17 protein-coding genes and 1 tRNA gene are annotated in these 18878 nt (G+C 68.8%); 12 read left to right on the top strand and 6 right to left on the bottom strand.

Features of this window, described 5'->3' with window-relative positions:
• From ASD65_RS06910 to ASD65_RS06875, 8 genes are all read left to right on the top strand, one after another.
• Entirely contained in the window at nucleotides 1-1185 is a 1185-nt protein-coding gene (locus ASD65_RS06910) for an ROK family transcriptional regulator (protein WP_056220284.1), read from the top strand.
• Entirely contained in the window at nucleotides 1182-2441 is a 1260-nt protein-coding gene (locus ASD65_RS06905) for a 6-phospho-beta-glucosidase (RefSeq protein ID WP_056220281.1), read from the top strand. The genes ASD65_RS06910 and ASD65_RS06905 overlap by 4 nt, the downstream gene beginning before the upstream one ends.
• On the top strand, nucleotides 2438-3433 hold the full coding sequence (locus ASD65_RS06900) for an N-acetylglucosamine kinase (RefSeq protein WP_056224578.1): 996 nt from the start codon (nucleotides 2438-2440) through the stop codon (nucleotides 3431-3433). The genes ASD65_RS06905 and ASD65_RS06900 overlap by 4 nt, the downstream gene beginning before the upstream one ends.
• Nucleotides 3434-3540: 107 nt before the next feature.
• The gene (locus ASD65_RS06895) at nucleotides 3541-4611 is read left to right on the top strand and encodes an aspartate-semialdehyde dehydrogenase (RefSeq protein ID WP_056224576.1); all 1071 of its coding nucleotides are present in this window, start codon (nucleotides 3541-3543) and stop codon (nucleotides 4609-4611) included.
• Between the two features lie 14 nt (nucleotides 4612-4625).
• The gene (locus ASD65_RS06890; RefSeq protein WP_056220278.1) at nucleotides 4626-5351 is read left to right on the top strand and encodes a VIT1/CCC1 transporter family protein; all 726 of its coding nucleotides are present in this window, start codon (nucleotides 4626-4628) and stop codon (nucleotides 5349-5351) included.
• 99 nt (nucleotides 5352-5450) lie between these two features.
• Nucleotides 5451-6926 (top strand): malate:quinone oxidoreductase, encoded by a 1476-nt coding sequence (locus ASD65_RS06885; RefSeq protein WP_056220275.1) that lies wholly within the window; start codon nucleotides 5451-5453, stop codon nucleotides 6924-6926.
• A 43-nt stretch (nucleotides 6927-6969) separates the two neighbouring features.
• Nucleotides 6970-7395, top strand: coding sequence for a pyrimidine dimer DNA glycosylase/endonuclease V (locus tag ASD65_RS06880; RefSeq protein WP_056220272.1), 426 nt, complete (start codon nucleotides 6970-6972; stop codon nucleotides 7393-7395).
• A 40-nt stretch (nucleotides 7396-7435) separates the two neighbouring features.
• A complete protein-coding gene (locus ASD65_RS06875) occupies nucleotides 7436-8071 on the top strand; it encodes a thymidine kinase (RefSeq protein WP_056220269.1) in 636 nt (211 codons plus the stop codon).
• A 7-nt stretch (nucleotides 8072-8078) separates the two neighbouring features.
• Here ASD65_RS06875 and ASD65_RS06870 read toward each other — a convergent pair whose 3' ends face one another.
• Nucleotides 8079-8924 (bottom strand): DUF1295 domain-containing protein, encoded by an 846-nt coding sequence (locus tag ASD65_RS06870; protein ID WP_056220266.1) that lies wholly within the window; start codon nucleotides 8922-8924, stop codon nucleotides 8079-8081.
• Nucleotides 8925-9055: 131 nt separating this feature from the next.
• Here ASD65_RS06870 and ASD65_RS06865 point away from each other — a divergent pair, with 131 nt between their 5' ends.
• Together ASD65_RS06865 and ASD65_RS06860 are read left to right on the top strand one after the other, a co-directional pair.
• A complete protein-coding gene (locus ASD65_RS06865) occupies nucleotides 9056-9778 on the top strand; it encodes a FadR/GntR family transcriptional regulator (protein ID WP_056224574.1) in 723 nt (240 codons plus the stop codon).
• An 8-nt stretch (nucleotides 9779-9786) separates the two neighbouring features.
• A complete protein-coding gene (locus ASD65_RS06860) occupies nucleotides 9787-11067 on the top strand; it encodes an alpha-hydroxy acid oxidase (RefSeq protein ID WP_056220263.1) in 1281 nt (426 codons plus the stop codon).
• Here the strand turns inward: ASD65_RS06860 and ASD65_RS06855 are convergent.
• From ASD65_RS06855 to ASD65_RS06840, 4 genes are all read right to left on the bottom strand, one after another.
• Nucleotides 11064-11840 (bottom strand): HAD-IIB family hydrolase, encoded by a 777-nt coding sequence (locus ASD65_RS06855; protein ID WP_056220260.1) that lies wholly within the window; start codon nucleotides 11838-11840, stop codon nucleotides 11064-11066. The two genes, ASD65_RS06860 and ASD65_RS06855, sit on opposite strands and share 4 nt — an antisense overlap.
• Nucleotides 11841-11919: 79 nt before the next feature.
• Nucleotides 11920-11993: transfer RNA gene (locus ASD65_RS06850), tRNA-Pro, on the bottom strand.
• A 78-nt stretch (nucleotides 11994-12071) separates the two neighbouring features.
• The gene (locus tag ASD65_RS06845) at nucleotides 12072-12995 is read right to left on the bottom strand and encodes a metallophosphoesterase (protein ID WP_056220257.1); all 924 of its coding nucleotides are present in this window, start codon (nucleotides 12993-12995) and stop codon (nucleotides 12072-12074) included.
• On the bottom strand, nucleotides 12992-15802 hold the full coding sequence (locus ASD65_RS06840; RefSeq protein ID WP_056220253.1) for a transglycosylase domain-containing protein: 2811 nt from the start codon (nucleotides 15800-15802) through the stop codon (nucleotides 12992-12994). The genes ASD65_RS06845 and ASD65_RS06840 overlap by 4 nt, the downstream gene beginning before the upstream one ends.
• A gap of 109 nt (nucleotides 15803-15911) precedes the next feature.
• Here ASD65_RS06840 and ASD65_RS06835 point away from each other — a divergent pair, with 109 nt between their 5' ends.
• Both ASD65_RS06835 and ASD65_RS06830 read left to right on the top strand, forming a co-directional pair.
• Nucleotides 15912-16127 carry a DUF4177 domain-containing protein gene (locus ASD65_RS06835; protein ID WP_056220250.1) on the top strand — a complete coding sequence of 72 codons (216 nt, stop codon included), beginning with the start codon at nucleotides 15912-15914 and terminating at the stop codon, nucleotides 16125-16127.
• 1 nt (nucleotide 16128) lies between these two features.
• A complete protein-coding gene (locus tag ASD65_RS06830; RefSeq protein ID WP_056220247.1) occupies nucleotides 16129-16596 on the top strand; it encodes a RidA family protein in 468 nt (155 codons plus the stop codon).
• A gap of 55 nt (nucleotides 16597-16651) precedes the next feature.
• On the opposite strand, the gene acs is transcribed toward ASD65_RS06830, so the two are convergent.
• Entirely contained in the window at nucleotides 16652-18619 is a 1968-nt protein-coding gene (gene acs, locus ASD65_RS06825) for an acetate--CoA ligase (RefSeq protein ID WP_056220243.1), read from the bottom strand.
• Between the last annotated feature and the right edge of the window lie 259 nt (nucleotides 18620-18878).

Raw genomic sequence — 18878 nt, 5'->3', positions numbered from 1 at the left:
ATGAGTCAGATCGACCCGGGTACCCCCACGTGGCTGCGGGCCCACAACGACCGGACGGCGTTCCGCCTGCTCCTGGAGCACGGACCGCTGACCCGCGCGCGGCTGGGCAAGCTGTCGGGCATGTCCAAACCGACCGCAGCGCAGATGCTGGCGCGCCTCGAGCGCGTCGGCCTGATCGCGCCGGTCGGTGAAGTCTCGGCCGGACGCGGGCCCAACGCCGTCACCTACGGGGTGCGCACCGACCGCATCACGGGGGTGGCGATCTCGATCCTCGAGCACAGCATCCATGCCGTCGTCGTCGACGCCGTCGACGCGGACCACCCGATCGTCGAGGTGGTGCGCGACGCCGCGGACCGCTCGCCGCAGAACGACGTGCGGGCGGCCGTCCTGGCCGCGTGTGATGCCGCCGGCATCTCCGAGGCATCCGTCAGCCGGGTCGTCGTGGGGGTGCAGGCCGCCGTGTTCGTCGAGGGCGATGAGCTGTCGTTCACCGACACGCTGCCCGGCTGGCCCGAATCCGGCGCCCGGCAGCAGATCGAGGCGGCCCTGGACCTGGACGTCACCCTCGACAACGACGTGAACCTCGCGGCGATGGCCGAGCGTTCCGCAGGGGTGGCGCAGGACGCCTCGAGCTTCGCCCTGCTGTGGATGGGCGGTGGCCTCGGCGTAGGCCTCGACGTCGGCGGGATCGTCCTCCGCGGCGCCCACGGTGGCGCCGGCGAGCTCGGCTATCTCGCCGTGCCGCGGGCCGCACTCGAGTTCGAACCGGACGCGAACGACCTCACCGACCTGCTCGGCGGCCCGGCCGTGCTGCGGCTGCTCGGGGGGAGCGAGTCGCAGCCACTCGCGGACGTGCTCGTGGGGCTGCCGGAGAATCCGGCCGCGCTGGCCGCGCTCGCCGACCGCATCGTGCTGGCCGTGGAGCCGCTGCTGGCCGTGCTCGACCCCGCGCTGATCGTGCTCGGCGGCCCGACCGGCTCAGCGGGCGGAGAAGCGCTCGCCGAGCTGGTGAACGCGCGGATGGATGCCTCGGCACGTCCCAAGCTCTCGATCCGCACCAGCGGGACCGGGCGGCAGCCGGTGCTGCTCGGTGCGCGGCAGAAGCTCGTCGAGCAGATCCACGCCGAGCTGGAGGACGAGATCTCCGCCGTGACCGATCCCCAGCGCTGGAGCGTGGAGGCATGAAGCTCACGATCGTCGGCGGTGGGTCGACCTACACACCCGAGCTCATCGACGGGTTCGCGCGGCTGCGCGACCTTCTTCCGCTGGAGGAGATCCACCTCGTCGACCCGGATCCCCAGCGCCTGGAACTGGTCGGAGGGATGTCGCGCCGCATGCTCGCGCACGCCGGACACCCCGCGAAGGTGGTCACCACGACCGACCTCGTCGCCGGGGTGGCCGATGCGGACGCCGTCCTCATCCAGCTGCGCGTCGGTGGACAGGATGCCCGGGAGGCCGACGAGACCTGGCCGCACGAAGTCGGGTGCATCGGTCAGGAGACGACCGGACCCGGCGGCCTCGCCAAAGCGCTGCGCACCGTGCCGGTGGTCCTGCGGATCGCCGACGCCGTGCGCCGGCACGCCAAGCCGGACGCGTGGATCATCGACTTCACCAATCCCGTCGGCATCGTCACGCGCGCCCTGCTGCAGCACGGCCACCGTGCTGTCGGGCTGTGCAACGTCGCGATCGGCTTCCAGCGTCGCTTCGCCGAACTGTTCGGCGTCGAGCACGACCGGGTCAGCCTCGGGCATGTCGGTCTGAACCATCTGACGTGGGAACGCGGCATCCTCGTGGATGACAGCGACCGACTCCCGAACCTGCTGCGCGATCGGCTGAACGACCTCGCCGACGACGTGCACCTCGCTCCGGCGCTGATCGAACAGCTGGCAGCGCTGCCGTCCTACTACCTGCGGTACTACTACGCCCATGACGAGGTGCTGCACGAGCAGCTGCACGAGCCGACGCGCGCCGCCGCTGTGCGGGCGATAGAGCGCGAGCTGCTCGAGCTCTATGCGCGGCCGGAGGAGAACACCAAGCCGGAGGCGCTGGAGCGTCGCGGGGGAGCGTTCTACTCGGAAGCGGCGATCGAGCTGCTCGCCGCCATGCAGAGCGGCACCGACCGGGCGCGTGTGGTGAATCTGCGCAACGACGGGCGGCTCCCGTTCCTGCCGGACGACCACGTCATCGAGGTGCCCGCGGTGTTCCGCGACGGGGCGTTCGTGGCGGAGCCGATCGCGGCGCTGCCGGACGACATGGCGGGCCTCATCGCCTCCGTCGCCGGATATGAACGGCTCGCCTTGGATGCCGCGGTGCACGGTGGACGTGATCGCGTGCTGCGCGCCATGCGGGCGCATCCGCTCGTCCTCCAGCATGACCGCGCGGAGAAGCTCACCGACCTGCTGCTCGCGGAGAACGCACGATTCCTCGAGTGGGCGCGATGACCGGCCTGGTCGTCGCGGTAGACGCGGGCGGTTCCAAGACAGAGGCGGTCTCGGTGACCCGCGACGGGGAGGTGCGTGCATTCCGGCGCGGACCGGGCGCGAGCCCGCACCTGGAGGGGCTCGACTCATCCGTGCGCATCGTGGACGACCTCATCCGATCGGTCGCGCTCGGCAGCCCGGTCGCGCAGGCGAGTTTGTACATCTCCGGGCTCGACCTGCCCAGCGAGAGCGACGACTACCGCGCGGCTGCCGCCGGCTTCGACTGGGCGGGCCCGGCGACGATCATCGCCAACGACCTGTTCGCGCTGCTGCGCGCCGGAACCGACGAGCCGAACGCCGTCGCCGTCATCTGCGGCACCGGCATCAACGCGGTCGGCGTACGGGCCGATGGAGCGGATGTGCGCTTTCCGTCCCTCGGCGAGATCTCAGGGGACTGGGGCGGCGGTGCGGGACTCGGCGCGGTGGCCCTGTGGCACGCGGCCCGCGACGTCGACCGCCGCGGACCGCGCACCGCACTGACCCCTGCGATCGTGGCGGCGTTGGGCGTGCGCTCGATCGCCGACCTGATCGAAGACCTGCACTTCGGTCGACGGGATTCGGCCGACCTCACGCATCTCGCGCCGATCGTGTTCCGCGCCGCCGCCCACGGCGACATCGTCGCGCGCAGCATCGTCGAGCGCCAGGCCGAGGAGATCGCCGCCTTCGTACGTGCCTGCGTCGTCCGGCTCGAGCTCGAGTCCGTGCCGATCCCGGTGGTGCTGGGCGGCGGCGTGATCCGCTCCGGCGACCCGCTGCTGCTGGCACAGGTGCACGAGCGCATCGCGGGCGTCGCGCCCTTCGCCCGGCCCGAGATCTACGACGGTCCGCCCGTGGTCGGTGCGGCGCTTCTGGCGCTCGAGCAGGTCGGTGCCGATCGCGTCGCGCTCGAGCGGGCGCGGGACGAGGTGACCCGCGCCGCGGCGTCGGTCACCACGCTGCGGCATCCGGTCTGAATCCGTGCTCGCGGGCGCGACCGTCATGGGGTCCGACGTCTCGAGCGTGCCCGGTAGAATCAGGGTTTCACGCAATCGCCGCACCCATGATCGACGAGGACCGCAACATGACCCGCATCTCTGACTCAGGACTCTCTGTCGCCGTCGTCGGCGCCACCGGACAGGTCGGCACGGTCATGCGCGAGATTCTGGCCGAGCGCGCCTTCCCGATCCGTGAGCTGCGACTGTTCGCGACCGCCCGCTCCGCCGGGACCGCTGTCGAGTTCGGCGGCCAGACCATCATCATCGAGGACGTCGCGACCGCCGACCCCGCCGGCATCGACATCGCCCTGTTCTCGGCCGGTGCGACCGGCAGCCGTGCGCACGCCCCGCGCTTCGCCGCGGCCGGCGCGACGGTCATCGACAACTCCAGCGCCTGGCGCATGGACCCCGACGTGCCGCTCATCGTCAGCGAAGTCAACCCGCACGCGATCAGCGAGGCGCGCAAGGGCATCATCGCCAACCCGAACTGCACCACGATGGCCGCGATGCCGGTGCTCAAGGTCCTCGACACCGAGGCCGGTCTCGAGCGTCTCATCGTCAGCACCTACCAGGCCGTCAGCGGGTCGGGCATCGCCGGTGCCGAAGAGCTGCTCGGACAGGTCGAAGGCGTCCTCGCCCAGGGGGACACGCTCCGCCTGGTGCACGACGGTTCAGCCGTGGACTTCCCGCAGCCGGAGAAGTACATCGCGCCGATCGCGTTCGACGTCATCCCGTTCGCCGGCAACCTCGTCGACGACGGCGAGAACGAGACCGATGAGGAGAAGAAGCTCCGCAACGAGAGCCGCCGCATCCTCGAGCTTCCTGGCCTCCGCGTCGCGGGCACGTGCGTGCGCGTCCCCGTCTTCACCGGCCACTCGCTGTCGATCCACGTCGAGTTCGCCCGCGACATCACGCCCGACCGGGCCCGCGAGGTGCTCTCCACCGCGCCGGGCGTCGCCCTCGAAGAGGTCCCGACGCCGCTGTACGCCGCGGGCAAGGACCCGAGCTACGTCGGTCGGATCCGCGCCGACCAGTCGGCGCCCGAAGGCAAGGGGCTGGTGCTGTTCATCAGCAACGACAACCTGCGCAAGGGTGCCGCGCTCAACGCCGTGCAGATCGCGGAGGTCGTCGCGGCCTCCCTCGGCGCGAACGCCTGACCGGGACGCACCCCGTGGTCGACGCCTCCGTCGTCCGCAAATGGGTGCTCGATGCCAACGACGGGATCATCTCGACCACCGGCATCATCCAGGGCTTCGCCGGAGCCGGTGCCAACGACGAGACGGTGCTGTTCGCGGCGGTGACGCTGATGATCACGGGCGGGCTCTCGCTCGGCGGCGCGGCGTACGCCGAGGCGGCGCAGGATCGGGATGCCGAGCTCGAGGTCATCGCCGAGGAGAAGCGGCGCCTCGCCATGAGTCCGGACGACGAGCGCGAGCAGCTGCGGGCGCACTATCTCGAGCGCGGCCTCGACGAACGACTCGCGGATCAGGTCGCGGCCCAGCTCATGCGCACCGATCCGCTCGGGGCCCAACTGGAGACCGAGCACGGGATGCTGGAGGGCGCGGCTCCTGCGACCCGTCCGCTGTGGATCGCGCTGCGCGGCTTCTTCGGATTCATCTCCGGCGCCATGCCCGTGACCGCTGCGGTGGTGTTCGTGCCCGACGAGTGGCGCTTCGCCGTCGCGATGAGCGTCGTGGTCATCTCCCTGACGGTCACGGGGCTCGTCTCGGCGCGCGCCGGGACGGGGCATCCGGTGCGGGCGATCGCGCGGTCGGTCACGATCGGCCTGTTCATCGCCCTGCTCTCGTTCCTCGCCGGAAACGTGTTCGAGCTGGTCGACCAGTTCCTGCCGCAGATCGACGTCGACCTGGATGTCACCCCCGCCCCGACTCCCTGACGCCGCGGTCGGGGCTTGCCCTGGCGTCAAGAATCGGCAGACTTTCGCCGGGTGACCAGCCCCTCGGTCGGGGGCACTCGCGGGCCAGCCTAGAATCGTATGGTGAAAGATACGGTCGACGTCGTACTCATCGGCGGTGGCATCATGAGCGCCACTCTCGGTACCCTCCTTTCCGAGCTCCAGCCCGACTGGAAGATCTCGGTCTTCGAGCGACTTCACGACGTCGGACTGGAAAGCTCCAACGCGTGGAACAACGCCGGCACCGGGCACGCCGCCCTGTGCGAGCTGAACTACACGCCCGAGGGCCCGGACGGCTCCGTCGACCCGGCCAAGGCCATCTCGATCAACGAGCAGTTCCAGCAGAGCCGCCAGTTCTGGTCGTCGCTCGTGGAGCAGGGCGTGCTGGACGCACCCTCGACGTTCATCAACTCGACGCCGCACATGACGTTCGTGCGGGGCGAGAAGGATGTCGCGTTCCTCAAGGCGCGCTACGAAGCGCTCAAGACGCAGCCGCTGTTCTCCGGCATCCAGTACAGCGAGGACTCCCGGGTCATCAACCAGTGGGCCCCGCTGCTGATGCAGAAGCGCCGTGCGGGCGAGCCGTTCGCGGCGACCCGTGTGCCTGCGGGCACCGACGTGGACTTCGGTGCGCTCACCCACCAACTGTTCGACAACCTCCGCGCCCGCGGAGTCGACGTCGTCACCAACCGCGAGGTCCGCACGCTCAAGCGTCAGAAGGACGGCACCTGGCTCATCAAGTGGCGCAACTCACTGGGCCGCACGCCCGGGTCGACGAGGGCGCGCTTCGTGTTCGTCGGTGCCGGTGGCTGGGCGCTCAAGCTGCTGCAGCGCTCCGGCATCCCCGAGATCTCCGGCTTCGGCGTGTTCCCGATCGGCGGGCAGTTCCTGAAGACCACGAACCCCGCCCTGGTCGCGCAGCATCAGGCGAAGGTGTACTCGCAGGCGTCCGTCGGTGCCCCGCCGATGTCGGTGCCGCACCTGGACACGCGCGTCGTCGACGGCGAGGCCGCGCTCATGTTCGGCCCGTTCGCGACGTTCAGCCCCAAGTTCCTCAAGAACGGCTCGATGCTGGACATCGTGACGCAGGTGCGGGCCGGCAACATCGGCCCGATGCTCAAGGTCGCGATCGACAACCCGTCGCTGATCACGTACCTCGTCAGCGAGCTGCTGAAGAACCACGCCAAGAAGGTCGACACGCTCCGTGACTTCGTGCCCACCGCGAAGGACGAGGACTGGGAGCTGATCCAGGCTGGTCAGCGCGCGCAGGTCATGAAGAAGGACCCGAAGAAGGGCGGCGTGCTGCAGTTCGGCACTGAGGTCGTCACGGGTGCCGACGGCACGATCGCCGGCCTGCTCGGCGCCTCTCCGGGCGCCTCGACGGCGGTCTCGATCATGCTGGGGCTGCTGCAGACGTGCTTCCCCGAGCAGATCGACGGCTGGGAGCCGCGCCTGCGCGAGCTCATCCCGACCTACGGCGAGACCCTCAACCCGCGCCCCGAGGCTGCGGCCGAGGTGCAGGCCGAGACGGCGCAAGCACTGGCGCTGACAGCCTGATCCGTCTCAGCTGGGCAGCGACGGGGAAGGGCATCGGGAGTCTATGAGGCTCTGGTCGCTGCATCCGTCGATCCTCGATCGTGCGGCACTCGTCGCCTGCTGGCGCGAGGGACTGCTGGCGCAGAAGGTGCTCGCCGGTGGCACGCGCGGCTATACCCGGCACCCGCAGCTCGAGCGCTTCCGCGCCTGTGCGCGCCCCGACGACGCGATCGGCCACTACCTCGCGCGGCTGCACGACGAAGCGACGGCGCGAGGCTACCGGTTCGACCTCACCCGAGTCCTTGCACCGGATGCGGCGGCCCCTGGTATTCCGGTCACGTCCGGTCAGTTGGATTACGAGCTCGAGCACCTGCGCAGGAAGGTGACGGCACGGGATGCCGCCTGGCTGCCACGACTGGACGATCCGGCGAGGGCGGCGCCGAGCTTCATCCTGGCCGCCGGTGGGATCGAGTCTTGGGAACGGCCGTAGTCGCGCCTCGCTGCGGAAGCGCTTTCCGTAGAATCGGCGGGTGGCCAAACTCTACTTCCGCTACGGCGCGATGAATTCGGGGAAGTCGACCGCCCTGCTGCAGGCCGCGTACAACTACGAGGAGCGCGGGCAGCACGTGCTGCTGGCGAAGCCCCGCATCGACACCAAGGGTGCCGGTCAGATCTCCAGCAGGCTCGGGATGACGCGTCCCGTCGACTTCCTGATCGATGCGGCCGACGACGCCCGAGGCCTGTTCGCTGAGCATCAGGCGCGGGTCCGCTACACGCACGACGAGCTCACCGGGCTCAGCCGCGGTCCGGCGGAAGTCGCCTGCCTCCTGGTGGATGAGGCGCAGTTCCTCACCCCGGCGCAGATCGACGACCTGTTCCGCGTCGCGGTGCTCGATGACGTGCCGGTGATGGCGTACGGCATCCGCGGTGACTTCCTGACGCGCGCGTTCCCCGGATCGCGACGCCTGCTGGAGGTGGCGCACACGCTCGAAGAGCTCAAGACCATCTGCCGCTGCGGACGCAAGGCGCTGTTCAACGGGCGCCTCGTCGACGGTCACTTCGTCTTCGACGGCGACCAGGTCGCCATCGACGGCCAGGAGGTCACCTACGAGTCGCTGTGCGGCGAGTGCTACCTGCGCGAGTCGGGCGGACGCCTGAGCTCCTGAGCCGCGCTCAGGCCGTGCGCGGCTGCTCAGCCGATCGCTTCGGCGGCCACGGCACCAGCATCGACGTCGTGCGTCGGTAGTCGGCGTACGCCGGGTACTTCGAGGCGGTGATCGACTCGGTGAAGATCGTCGAGCCGATGAACAGCACCGTCAGCAGCACGGCGCCCAGGATCGTCCAGTTGATCGCGCCGCCCCACAGGCCCAGCCCCGAGGCTACGGCGGCCGTCGCGCCGAGGGCGTAGAACGCCCACCACTGCGCCTGCTCGAAGAAGAAGTTGGGGTGACGGCTGACGCGGAACAGCCCTGTGGTGAGGAACCCCGGATCGAGGTGGCCGCCGGCACGCTTCTTGGCCTGGTGGAAGTTCCACTGCTGCTGGTCGGCCGTGAACTCGCCCACGAGGAATGCGGCGAACAGAAGGGCGAACACGACATCCCATCCGTTGACCGGTACCGGGTGCTGCCACGCGATCAGCGCGGGGAGGGTGATCAGCACGAGCAGGGCGTTCTGGTAGAGCACGATGAACAGCAGATTGAAGATCTGGAACTGCCACGGCTTCATGCGCGCGCGCAGGATCGCCCAGCGGTAGTCCTCCATGCCGGTGTATCCGCCCTTGCGGGCGAAGTTGAACGTCAGACGCACGGCCCACGCGGTGACCAGCACCGCCATCAGCACGAGGCGCGCGGCATCCTCTCCGGCGAGGATCCCCGCGATCGCGAAGATCCACACGTAGATCGCCGGCACGATCGACCAGAGCCGGTCGACCCACGACGTCTCCTTCGTGATGAGGGACGTGATCCAGCAGAACGCGCACGCGGCGCCGAACACGATCAGGACGAGCGACAGCGGATCCATGCGCCCAGCATAGGGCCGGGATGCCGCACAGAGGCGCACCGGTGGAGTGTCGTTGTGTGGTCCGACCACACGAGGTAGTGTGGTCAGACCACACCGAATCCACACAGGAGCACACCATCGCCGACGATGCTTTGACGGCCGCGCCCGCACGGGCCTGGCGGCTCGTGCTGGAGCGGATCGAGCGCGACCTGCTCGAGGGTCGTTTCGTCCCCGGAGACCGCCTGCCGCCGGAGCGCGAGCTCGCCGCGCAGCTGGGTGTCGGCCGCTCCAGCGTCCGCGAGGCGCTGCGTGTGCTCGAGGTCATGGGGCTGATCCGCACGGGCACCGGCTCGGGGCCCAGCTCCGGCGCCATCATCGTCGCGACCCCCCAGGGCGGCATGTCGGCCCTTCTACGGCTCCAGGTGGCCGCTCACGGCTTTCCGCTCGACGATGTGGTCCGCACCCGCCTCGTGCTCGAATCGGCCGTCGTGACGGCGCTGGCGGCTGATCCGGACCGATCGACCGTGGATGCGCGGGTGATCGTCGATGCGATGGATGCAGGGGACCTCACTCCCGCCGAGTTCCTGGCGCTGGACGCGCAGCTGCACCTCGCGCTGGCCGAGGCATCCGGCAACGTCGTCATCGCCGCGATGATGGCAGGTCTCCGCACCTCGATCGAGTCCTACGTGCTGGCGGGCGCGGCCCGGATCCCGGAGTGGGATGTCACGTCCGCCCGCCTGCGCCACGAGCACCGCGCCCTGCTCGACATCATCGACGCGGGCGACTCCGTGCGCGCCGGGGCACTCATCCACGACCACATCTCCGGCTACTACGCCGAAGCGGGCCTAGCCCGCGAACTGACACCCGAAGAGTAGGAAGACCCATGGTCCAGCGCCAGCTCCCCAACCCCGTCGAGCTTCTCGAGCTCATGAAGTTCAAGAAGCCCGAGCTCGACGGACGCAAGCGTCGCCTTGACGCCGCACTCACGATCGCCGACCTCCGCACGATCGCGAAGCGCCGCACGCCCAAGGCTGCGTTCGACTACACCGATGGCGCCGCCGAGGGCGAGCTGTCGCTCAGCCGGGCCCGCCAGGCGTTCGAGGACATCGAGTTCCACCCCGGCATCCTGCGTCCCGCGCCGACGGTGGACACCTCGGTGCAGATCCTCGGCGGACCGTCGGCCCTGCCGTTCGGCATCGCACCGACCGGGTTCACGCGCCTCATGCAGACCGAGGGCGAGATCGCCGGCGCGACCGCGGCCGGAGCCGCCGGCATCCCGTTCACGCTGTCCACGCTCGGCACGACCTCGATCGAGGGCGTGAAGGCGGCGAACCCGCACGGACGCAACTGGTTCCAGCTGTACGTGATGAAGGACCGCGAGATCTCATACGGCCTCGCCCGCCGCGCTGCGGAGGCGGGGTTCGACACACTCATGTTCACCGTCGACACGCCGGTGGCCGGCGCTCGGCTGCGCGACAAGCGCAACGGCTTCTCGATCCCGCCGCAGCTGACGCTCGGCACGATCATCAACGCCATCCCGCGTCCGTGGTGGTGGTACGACTTCCTCACCACGCCGAAGCTCGAGTTCGCGTCGCTGTCGACGACCGGCGGCACGGTCGGCGAGCTGCTGGACGCCGCCATGGACCCGACGATCAGCTACGAGGACCTCGAGATCATCCGTGCGCTCTGGCCCGGCAAGATCGTGATCAAGGGCGTGCAGAACGTCGAGGACTCGAAGCGGCTCATCGACCTCGGCGTCGACGGCATCATCCTCTCCAACCACGGCGGGCGTCAGCTCGACCGAGCGCCGATCCCGTTCCATCTGCTGCCGAACGTCGTGCGTGAGGTGGGCAAGGACGCCACCGTGATGATCGACACGGGCATCATGAACGGCGCGGACATCGTGGCATCCGTCGCCCTCGGCGCGAAGTTCACGCTCGTCGGACGCGCGTACCTCTACGGCCTCATGGCCGGTGGGCAGCAGGGCGTCGAGCGGATGATCGCGATCCTGCAGAGCGAGATCGAGCGCACGATGCGGCTGCTCGGCGTCTCGTCGCTCCACGAGCTCGAGCCCAAGCACGTGACCCAGCTCGCCCGGCTGATGCCGATCGGCCAGCCCGCGGCGGCCCGTGCGCCGCGCGCTCGCGCCGCAGCGAAGAGCTAGACGCGCGGCGGGAGGGTGGGCAGCAGGGCGTCGAGGAACACGGCGGTCTGCTCCCAGCCCTCCACCGCGTGGCACGCCACGCCCATCGCGAGCACCGGGTAGTCGTTGCCGTCCGGGTCGAGCCGGTCGCCGACGAACAGCATGTCCTCCAGTGCGATACCGGTGACCTCGGCGAGCTTGCGCATGCCATAGGCCTTGTCGATGCCGCGGTGGGTGATGTCGACGCTGGTCGATCCGCCGGAGCGGACCTCCAGATCGGGGATGCGGTCGGCCACCGCGGCGCGCAGCGCGTTCTTGCGGGCGCCGGTCGGGTCCCAGGCCGTCTTGGCGTCGAGGGGAGCCCGTTGGCCCAGCGCCGAGAATGTGATCTGCGAGCCGCGGTCCTCGAGGATGTCGCCCCACGGCTCAGCCTCCCAGAGGTCGAGGCGGCGGGCCTCGCCCTCGACGGCCGCCAACGCGCGGGACTTCTCGTCGTCGGTGAGTGCGTGGGCGTAGACGACCTCGAAGCCGCTCGCCCCGTGCCGGTAGTACTGGGTGCCGCAGGTCGGCATCAGATGGATGTGCCGCAACAGGTCGGCCGAGGCATCCGGAAGTCGGTCCACGACCTGCGAGCGGAACTGCACGATCTGGCCGCCCGAGATGATCGCGACCTCGACGCGTCCGGCCAGGGCGATCAGCAGATCGCCGATGCGCGGGTCGATCGCGGTCTTCGACGGAGCAAGCGTGTCGTCGAGATCGAACGCGACGAGAAGGGGAGGGGCGGTGTTCGACATCGTCTCAATTCTCCACGGTACGTAGGTGAAAGGCCCCGCATCGTTCCCTCAGGAAGTGATGCGGGGCCTTTCTGTTGTGTCGGGGTGACAGGATTTGAACCTGCGGCCTCGTCGTCCCGAACGACGCGCGCTACCAAGCTGCGCCACACCCCGTGGCAACCCTCCGAGTCTACCTGATCGGGAGCCGTGCTCCGAATCGAGCGAGCAATTCGATCGTGCCGACGTGACGCATCAGCGGGGGAGGAGGGTGATCAGGGAGGCCTCGGGGAAACACGCGAAGCGCACCGGGGCGTAGATCGAGTGGCCGAGGCCCGCGCTGACGTTCAGCGGCACCGTGCGGCCGTCGTGCGACCAGTCGCTGAGACCGCGAGCTTGCCGGAGCGGGATGTCGCAGTTGGCGACGAGCGCGCCGAAACCGGGGACCCGCACCTGACCGCCGTGGGTATGGCCGCCGAAGATGACCTCGGCGCCCAGGTCGGTGAAGGAGTCCAGCACGCGGCGGTACGGCGCGTGCGTGACGCCGATGGAGAGATCGGCCTCGGGGAGGGCGGTGACGAGCTCTGGGAGCACTTCCAGGTCGTCCCAGTGCCGGTGGGCGTCGCTGACGCCGAACGCGTCGATGCGCAGACCGCCGGCCTCGAGCGCGGTCGCGGCGTTGTTCAGGTCGCGCCAGCCGAGGTCGTCGGACAGGTAGCTGTCGAGTGCGCCTGTGTCGAGCGGCTCGGCCTCCGATTTGTGCTTCGAGGGACCCATGAAGTACCGCAGCGGGTTGCGTGGGGACGGCGCCGTGTGGTCGTTGGACCCGTGCACGAAGACACCCGGGATGCCGCGGAACGGGTCGAGGGCGGCACGCAGGCCGCGCAGCCCGTCCACGTGACCGAGGTTGTCGCCGGTGTTCACGATCAGGTCCGGCTCGAGGGCGGCGAGTCCGGCGATCCAGCGCTGCTTGCGATGCTGCCAGGGTGCCATGTGCGCGTCGGAGAGGTGCAGCACCCGAAGCGGGGCGGCACCGGTGGGAAGCACGCGGAGCTCGTGCCGGCGGATCGTGAACAGATACCGCTCGATGCCGATGCCCCACACGGCGGCGCCGACGCCGACCGCCCCCACGACCCCGAGGGTCGTGAGGGCGGTGCGCGCGGATCCGCTGCCGGTCAAAGGCAGATCTTCGTCGTGTAGTTGACCGAGATCGCCGCGTTGCGGTTCGTGACGGTGGTCGCCGCAGGGTTGGTGCTCGTGACGATGCGTTTGACGTCGGCGTTGGCGTCGGCCGTGCACGTGCCGGGCACGACGTTGCCGAAGCCGGCAGAGCGCAGGTCGTCGATCGCCTTATCGAGCTGGCGGCCGGTGACGTCGGGCACCGAGACGCCTTGGCCGTTGCTCGCGTTGATCGTGATCGTCGACGCGGACGAGACCTTTCCGGCACCGGGATTCTGCGCTACGACGATGCCCTCGGCCTCGCCGGAGTCGACGGGTTCGCCCACGGTGACTTCGAAGCCGGCCTCTTGCAGGACTTGGGTCGCCTGGTCGACGCTCATGCCCAGAACCGAGGGCAGATCGACCTGTACCTGACGCATGAGGTCTGAGTCCGGCCCGGGGAAGTCGTTGCCGCCATAGACCGCGTTCGCTGCGGCCTGAGTGTCTCTCGCGAGTTCGTAGCGGAGGTTGCCGAACGGGCGGTAGACGTTCGCGTCACCGACGTAGTTGCCCACCCAGGCGGCCGTCGCCACCTTCGTGCTCGACTCGACCATCCAGGTCTGCAGCTCCTCGGCGGTTCCCGTCTTGCCGAGCACGGCGATGCCGTCACGCGGGTTGGCGGCCCGTCCGGTACCGCCTCCGCCCATCACGGTCTCCAGCGCGTAGGCCGCGGTCGCTGCGACCTTGGGGTCGATGACCTGTTCGCACTTGGTCGCCGGCGGGACGATCGCGTTGCCGTCGGAGTCGGTGACGCTGTCGATGACCTTGGGCTGGCAGTAGATGCCGTTGTTCGCGACGGTCGCGTAAGCGCCCGCCATCGCGATCGGGGAGACCGCGTTGGAGCCGAGGATGGAGAACGCGCCGTTCATGCTGACCGGCTCGCCGTTCTTGGCGAGCGTCACGCCCATCTTGGTCGCAACCTTCTGGATGTCGCAGAGGTCGAGCTTCTCGCCCATGGACAGGTATCCGGAGTTGAGGGACGACGTGGTGAAGCTCAGCGGGGTGCCGACGCTACCGCCGCCTCCGCCGAAGTTGTTGATGGCCTTGGCACCCGGATCGATCCACCAGCCGCTCGCATTGCAGCTGTCCTTGATCTTCGTGATCTGGTGGACGCGGCCGTTGACGGATTCCTTGAGCGAGTGCCCCTGCTCGAGCCAGTCGATCAGGGTGAAGAGCTTGAACGTCGAGCCCGCGAGGAACCCGCCGGAGGCACCGTGGGCCATGTCGCCCGCGAAGACGATCGCGTTGAGGTTGGGATCGGCCGCCAGGGCGTCGGCATCTTCGCTGAAGTAGGTGTTCTGCGCGATGGCCAGGACACGTCCGGTGTCGGCTTCGACGCTCGTAATGGCTGAGCCGAGCTTCATGAAGTCGACCGATGACGGGACGTTGGCCCGCATCGAGGCGACGGCCGCGGCCTGCACGCGGAGATCGAGCGTGGTGTAAACGTTCAGGCCACCGCGCTGCAGCGCCTTGTCGCGGTCCTCCTGCGTGGCGCCGAACGCGGGGTCCGACTTGATGACCGACTTCACGTACTGGCAGAAGTAGGCATTGTCGCCGGCATCGGCGCAGCCCTTCGACATCGGCTGCAGAACGGGCGTGATCGGCTCGATCACCGCGGCGGTGTACTGCTCCTGTGTGATCTTTCCGTCATCCAGGAGGCGACTGAGCACATAGAGCTGGCGGCCCTTGGTCGCGCTGTAGCCATCGGCCGCGGCGACGTACTGCTCCTGGGTGATGGTGCCGGCGGCCAGCAGCGTGTCCAGGGCGGCGAGCTGGCCCTTGTTGATGTCATCGATGACACCGTCCGGCGCCTTGTTGTAGGTCGCGCCGTCGTTGCCGAAGATCGACCCGGCCGGCTTATCGATGCGGTACGTGTTGGGGTTCTGCACGATACCGGCCAGCGTCGCGGCCTGCGAGACGGTGAGGTCCTTGGCCGACACGTTGAAGTAGCGGTTCGCGGCGGCTTCGATGCCGTACGTCTGTCCACCGAAGTTGGCGGTGTTGAGGTACCCGAGCAGGATCTCGTTCTTCGAGTACTTCTGCTCCAGGGCGATCGAATAGCGCATCTCCTGCAGCTTGCGCTGGATGCCCTCGTTCCCGTCCGCGGTCGTGGCCTGGGTCCAGCAGTTGGCCAGGACCGCGTCCGTCTTCGCGATGATTTCGTCGATCGTCGGCGCGATGACCACCGGCGCGGTCTCGGTGCCGGTGTCCTTGGTGGTCTGCGCGGCGACCTCTTCTGCCGTCTTCTCGGCCGCCTTGTTGAGCTGGTCCCTCGCCTCGTCGCCGGCGTTGGACTCGCACTTCTGGATCAGGATGTTCTTGACGTACTGCTGGCTGATCGAGGATCCGCCCTGCGTCTCGCCGCCGCCCTTGAAGTTCTGCAGCAGTGCGCGGGTCGTGCCGATCAGGTCGATTCCGCCGTGCTGGTAGAAGCGCGGGTCTTCACTGGAGAGGATCGCGTCGTACATGACGGGCGACACCTCATCGAAGGTCACCATGGTGCGGTTCTGGTCGTAGAACGAGGCGAGCTCGACGTCCACGCCCTCGGGGTTCTTGTAGTAGAGCGTGGTCGGCAGCATGAGCTTCTCGATCTCGAGAACCTTGGGCAGGTTGTCGAACATCGTGATGGCGCTGGACGCGGCCGCTCCCGAAATGGCGATGGCGGGGGTCACTGTGGCGGCCACGAGGACCCCGGCGACAACGCTGAGGCCGACGAGGCCGGCGATACCGCCGAGCACACCAGTGGCCGTTCGTTTCGTATCAGGCATAGGCTTGATCGTAAGGGAGCTACCTGGGCGAAGCCTTCACAGGCGTGCGCGTACGGGGGTTTTTCCCAGCATCCGCCGCGGGCTCCGCTCGCCTACCCGAGGAGTCGCGATGACGACGTGGGAATACCTCACCACGCCTCTGCTGATCCACAACACCGCCGCGATCCTCAACAACTGGGGCAAGCAGGGGTGGGAGCTCGTCCAGGTCATCCCTGGGCCCGAGGGCGGTCTGGTCGCCTATCTGAAGCGCCCTTCGGGCGGCGGTTCCGCGAACGCGGGACTGGATGCCGCGGCTCAGGCCGCCCGACAGTTCGAGGAGAACTGAGATGTCCGTGACCGCGAAACTCGCCGAACTCGGCATCGAGCTTCCGTCCGTCGTTCCGCCCGTCGCCGCGTACATCCCGGCCAACGTGCACGGCGACCTCGTCTACACCTCCGGCCAGCTGCCGATGGTCTCGGGCGCGCTGCCCGCGACGGGCAAGGTCGGCGACGGGCACGGCCTGGTGCCGGCATCCGATGCCAAGGGCTACGCCCGGCAGAGCGCGCTGAATGCGATCGCCGCCGCCGCGGCCGTCGTCGGCGGCGTTGACCGCCTCACCGGTGTCGTCAAGGTCACCGGGTTCGTGGCATCCGTTCCGGAGTTCACCGGTCAGCCCGGCGTCATCAACGGCGCGAGCGAGCTCCTCGCCGAGGTCTTCGGCGAGGCCGGCCGTCACGCCCGCTCTGCCGTGGGCGTTCCGGTGCTCCCGCTGGACTCGCCCGTCGAGGTCGAGGTCATCTTCTCCCACGCCTGATCGCGTAAGACAGAGGAGGCGGGGCGCCACGCGCCCCGCCTCCTTTCTGTTGAACTCAGCGCACCTGGGCGGAGATCACCGACATCACCGCGGTGTCGGCCAGTGTTGTCGTGTCGCCGACCTCGCGTCCCTCGGCGACGTCGCGCAGGAGTCGACGCATGATCTTTCCGGAGCGCGTCTTGGGCAGCTCCTCCACGATGTACACGTCGCGTGGCCGGGCGATCGGGCCGATCTGCTCGCCGACCCACAGGCGCAGCGTCTGCGCGAGGCCGTCGGGGGAGTGCTCGGCGAGGTAGCTCTGCTTGATGATGACGAACGCGGCCACTGCCTGCCCCGTCGTCTCGTCCGCAGCGCCGACGACTGCGGCCTCGGCGACGGACTCGTGCCCGACGAGCGCCGATTCGATCTCCGTCGTGGACAGACGGTGCCCGGAGACGTTCATGACGTCGTCCACGCGACCGAGGAACCACACGTCGCCGTCGTCATCCAGGCGGGCGCCGTCGCCCGCGAAGTAGAAGCCCTGCTTCGCGAACTTCTCCCAGTACGTTTCGACGAAGCGGTCCGGGTCGCCCCAGATGCCGCGCAGCATGCTCGGCCACGGCTCGGTGACCACGAGCAGTCCGCCGTTGCCGTTGCCCACGTGCGTGCCGTCCTCATCCACGACGTCGATCGAGATGCCCGGCAGCGGCACCTGCGCCGAACCCGGCTTCGTCTCGGTCACGCCCGGGAGGGCGGAGATCATGATCGCGCCGGTCTCGGTCTGCCACCACGTGTCGACGATCGGCGCCGTCTTGCCGCCGATCACCTTGCGGTACCACATCCATGCCTCGGGGTTGATCGGCTCACCCACCGAACCGAGCAGGCGCAGCGACGACAGATCGAACTTCTTCGGGATGGCCCGACCGAGCTTCATGAAGGAGCGGATCGCCGTCGGCGCCGTGTAGAACACGGTCACGCCGTACTTCTGGATGACCTCCCACCAGCGGCCCGGATGCGGGGTGTCGGGTGTGCCCTCGTAGAGCACCTGTGTGGCGCCGTTGGCCAGCGGGCCATATGTGACGTACGTGTGGCCCGTGATCCAGCCGATGTCGGCGGTGCACCAGAACACGTCGGTCTCGGGGCGGATGTCGTGCACCATCTTGTTGGTGAACGCCGCCTGCGTCAGGTAGCCGCCCGACGTGTGCAGGATGCCCTTCGGCTTTCCGGTGGTGCCGGAGGTGTAGAGGATGAAGAGCGGGTTCTCGGCCGGGAACGCCTCGGCCGTGTGGTCATCGGACGCGGACGGCACCGCGTCGTGCCACCAGATGTCGCGACCCTCGGTCCACTCCACATCGTTGCCGCCGCGTCGCACGACGAGCACATGCTCGACCGTCTCCTGGACGCCGGACCCGTTGCGATCGGCCAGCGCCATGTCGACGGCCGGCTTGAGTGCGGACACCTTGCCCTTGCGATAGCCGCCGTCCGCCGTGATGACGACCTTGGCTCCCGCATCGTCGATGCGCGAGCGCAGGCTGTCGGCGGAGAATCCGCCGAACACGACGGAGTGGATGGCTCCGAGCCGGGCGACGGCCAGCATCGAGGCGATCGCCTCTGGGATCATCGGCATGTAGATGGCCACCCGGTCGCTCTGGCGCACGCCGAGACCGATCAGCACGTTGGCGACGCGCTTGACCTCGCTCGTCAGCTCGGCATAGGTGACGGCGCGCTCGTCGCCGTTCTCGCCCTCCCACAGCAGGGCGACGCGGTCGCCGTTGCCGGCCTCGACATGGCGGTCCAGGCAGTTGTACGCGATATTCAGCTCGCCATCGGCGAACCACTTCGCGAACGGCGGATTGCTCCAGTCGAGCACCTCGGTGAAGGGCGTGTCCCAGTGGAGCTCGCGTGCCTGATCGGCCCAGAACCCCTCTCGATCGTTCGCGGCACGGGCGTACAGCTCGGCGGTGCCCTGGGCCTCGGCCGCGAATCCGTCGGACGGTGCGAATCGCCGCGTCTCATCCAGGAGGTGATCGATCTGGCTGCTCATAAGGGCGCGCTCCTTTGCGGCGGGGAAGGTTCGAAGGGCCGAGAGCCGTGAGGCTCCGGTGACACGGTCAATCTACTCAGCGCGCATCCGCGTCACTACCTCCGATAGTGGGTGGTGGTCGTGGCGGAAGGGCCTGTGCGAGTCGTTACCGATATATCACTCGACAGGGCGGTTTTTGTTTGGAGGGTGTCCACGAACGTGCGTAAGATTCTCTGCGGCCGAACATTTGATTCTGGCATCGCAGCGCCCGACACCCTGA

Origin of the sequence: Microbacterium sp. Root61 (genome assembly GCF_001427525.1) — a bacterium.
Lineage (GTDB): Bacteria > Actinomycetota > Actinomycetes > Actinomycetales > Microbacteriaceae > Microbacterium.
Note: the sequence above shows the minus strand (reverse complement) of the source record. Positions and strands in the feature narration are given on the sequence as shown.

Coding starts and splice junctions, on each gene's coding strand:
- ASD65_RS06855 (WP_056220260.1), bottom strand. CDS start 11,840: ATGTCGAACACCGCCCCTCCCCTTCTCGTCGCGTTCGATCTCGACGAC.
- acs (WP_056220243.1), bottom strand. CDS start 18,619: ATGAGCAGCCAGATCGATCACCTCCTGGATGAGACGCGGCGATTCGCA.
- ASD65_RS06910 (WP_056220284.1), top strand. CDS start 1: ATGAGTCAGATCGACCCGGGTACCCCCACGTGGCTGCGGGCCCACAAC.
- ASD65_RS06840 (WP_056220253.1), bottom strand. CDS start 15,802: ATGCCTGATACGAAACGAACGGCCACTGGTGTGCTCGGCGGTATCGCC.
- ASD65_RS06900 (WP_056224578.1), top strand. CDS start 2,438: ATGACCGGCCTGGTCGTCGCGGTAGACGCGGGCGGTTCCAAGACAGAG.
- ASD65_RS06860 (WP_056220263.1), top strand. CDS start 9,787: ATGGTCCAGCGCCAGCTCCCCAACCCCGTCGAGCTTCTCGAGCTCATG.
- ASD65_RS06885 (WP_056220275.1), top strand. CDS start 5,451: ATGGTGAAAGATACGGTCGACGTCGTACTCATCGGCGGTGGCATCATG.
- ASD65_RS06895 (WP_056224576.1), top strand. CDS start 3,541: ATGACCCGCATCTCTGACTCAGGACTCTCTGTCGCCGTCGTCGGCGCC.
- ASD65_RS06905 (WP_056220281.1), top strand. CDS start 1,182: ATGAAGCTCACGATCGTCGGCGGTGGGTCGACCTACACACCCGAGCTC.
- ASD65_RS06835 (WP_056220250.1), top strand. CDS start 15,912: ATGACGACGTGGGAATACCTCACCACGCCTCTGCTGATCCACAACACC.
- ASD65_RS06880 (WP_056220272.1), top strand. CDS start 6,970: ATGAGGCTCTGGTCGCTGCATCCGTCGATCCTCGATCGTGCGGCACTC.
- ASD65_RS06870 (WP_056220266.1), bottom strand. CDS start 8,924: ATGGATCCGCTGTCGCTCGTCCTGATCGTGTTCGGCGCCGCGTGCGCG.
- ASD65_RS06830 (WP_056220247.1), top strand. CDS start 16,129: ATGTCCGTGACCGCGAAACTCGCCGAACTCGGCATCGAGCTTCCGTCC.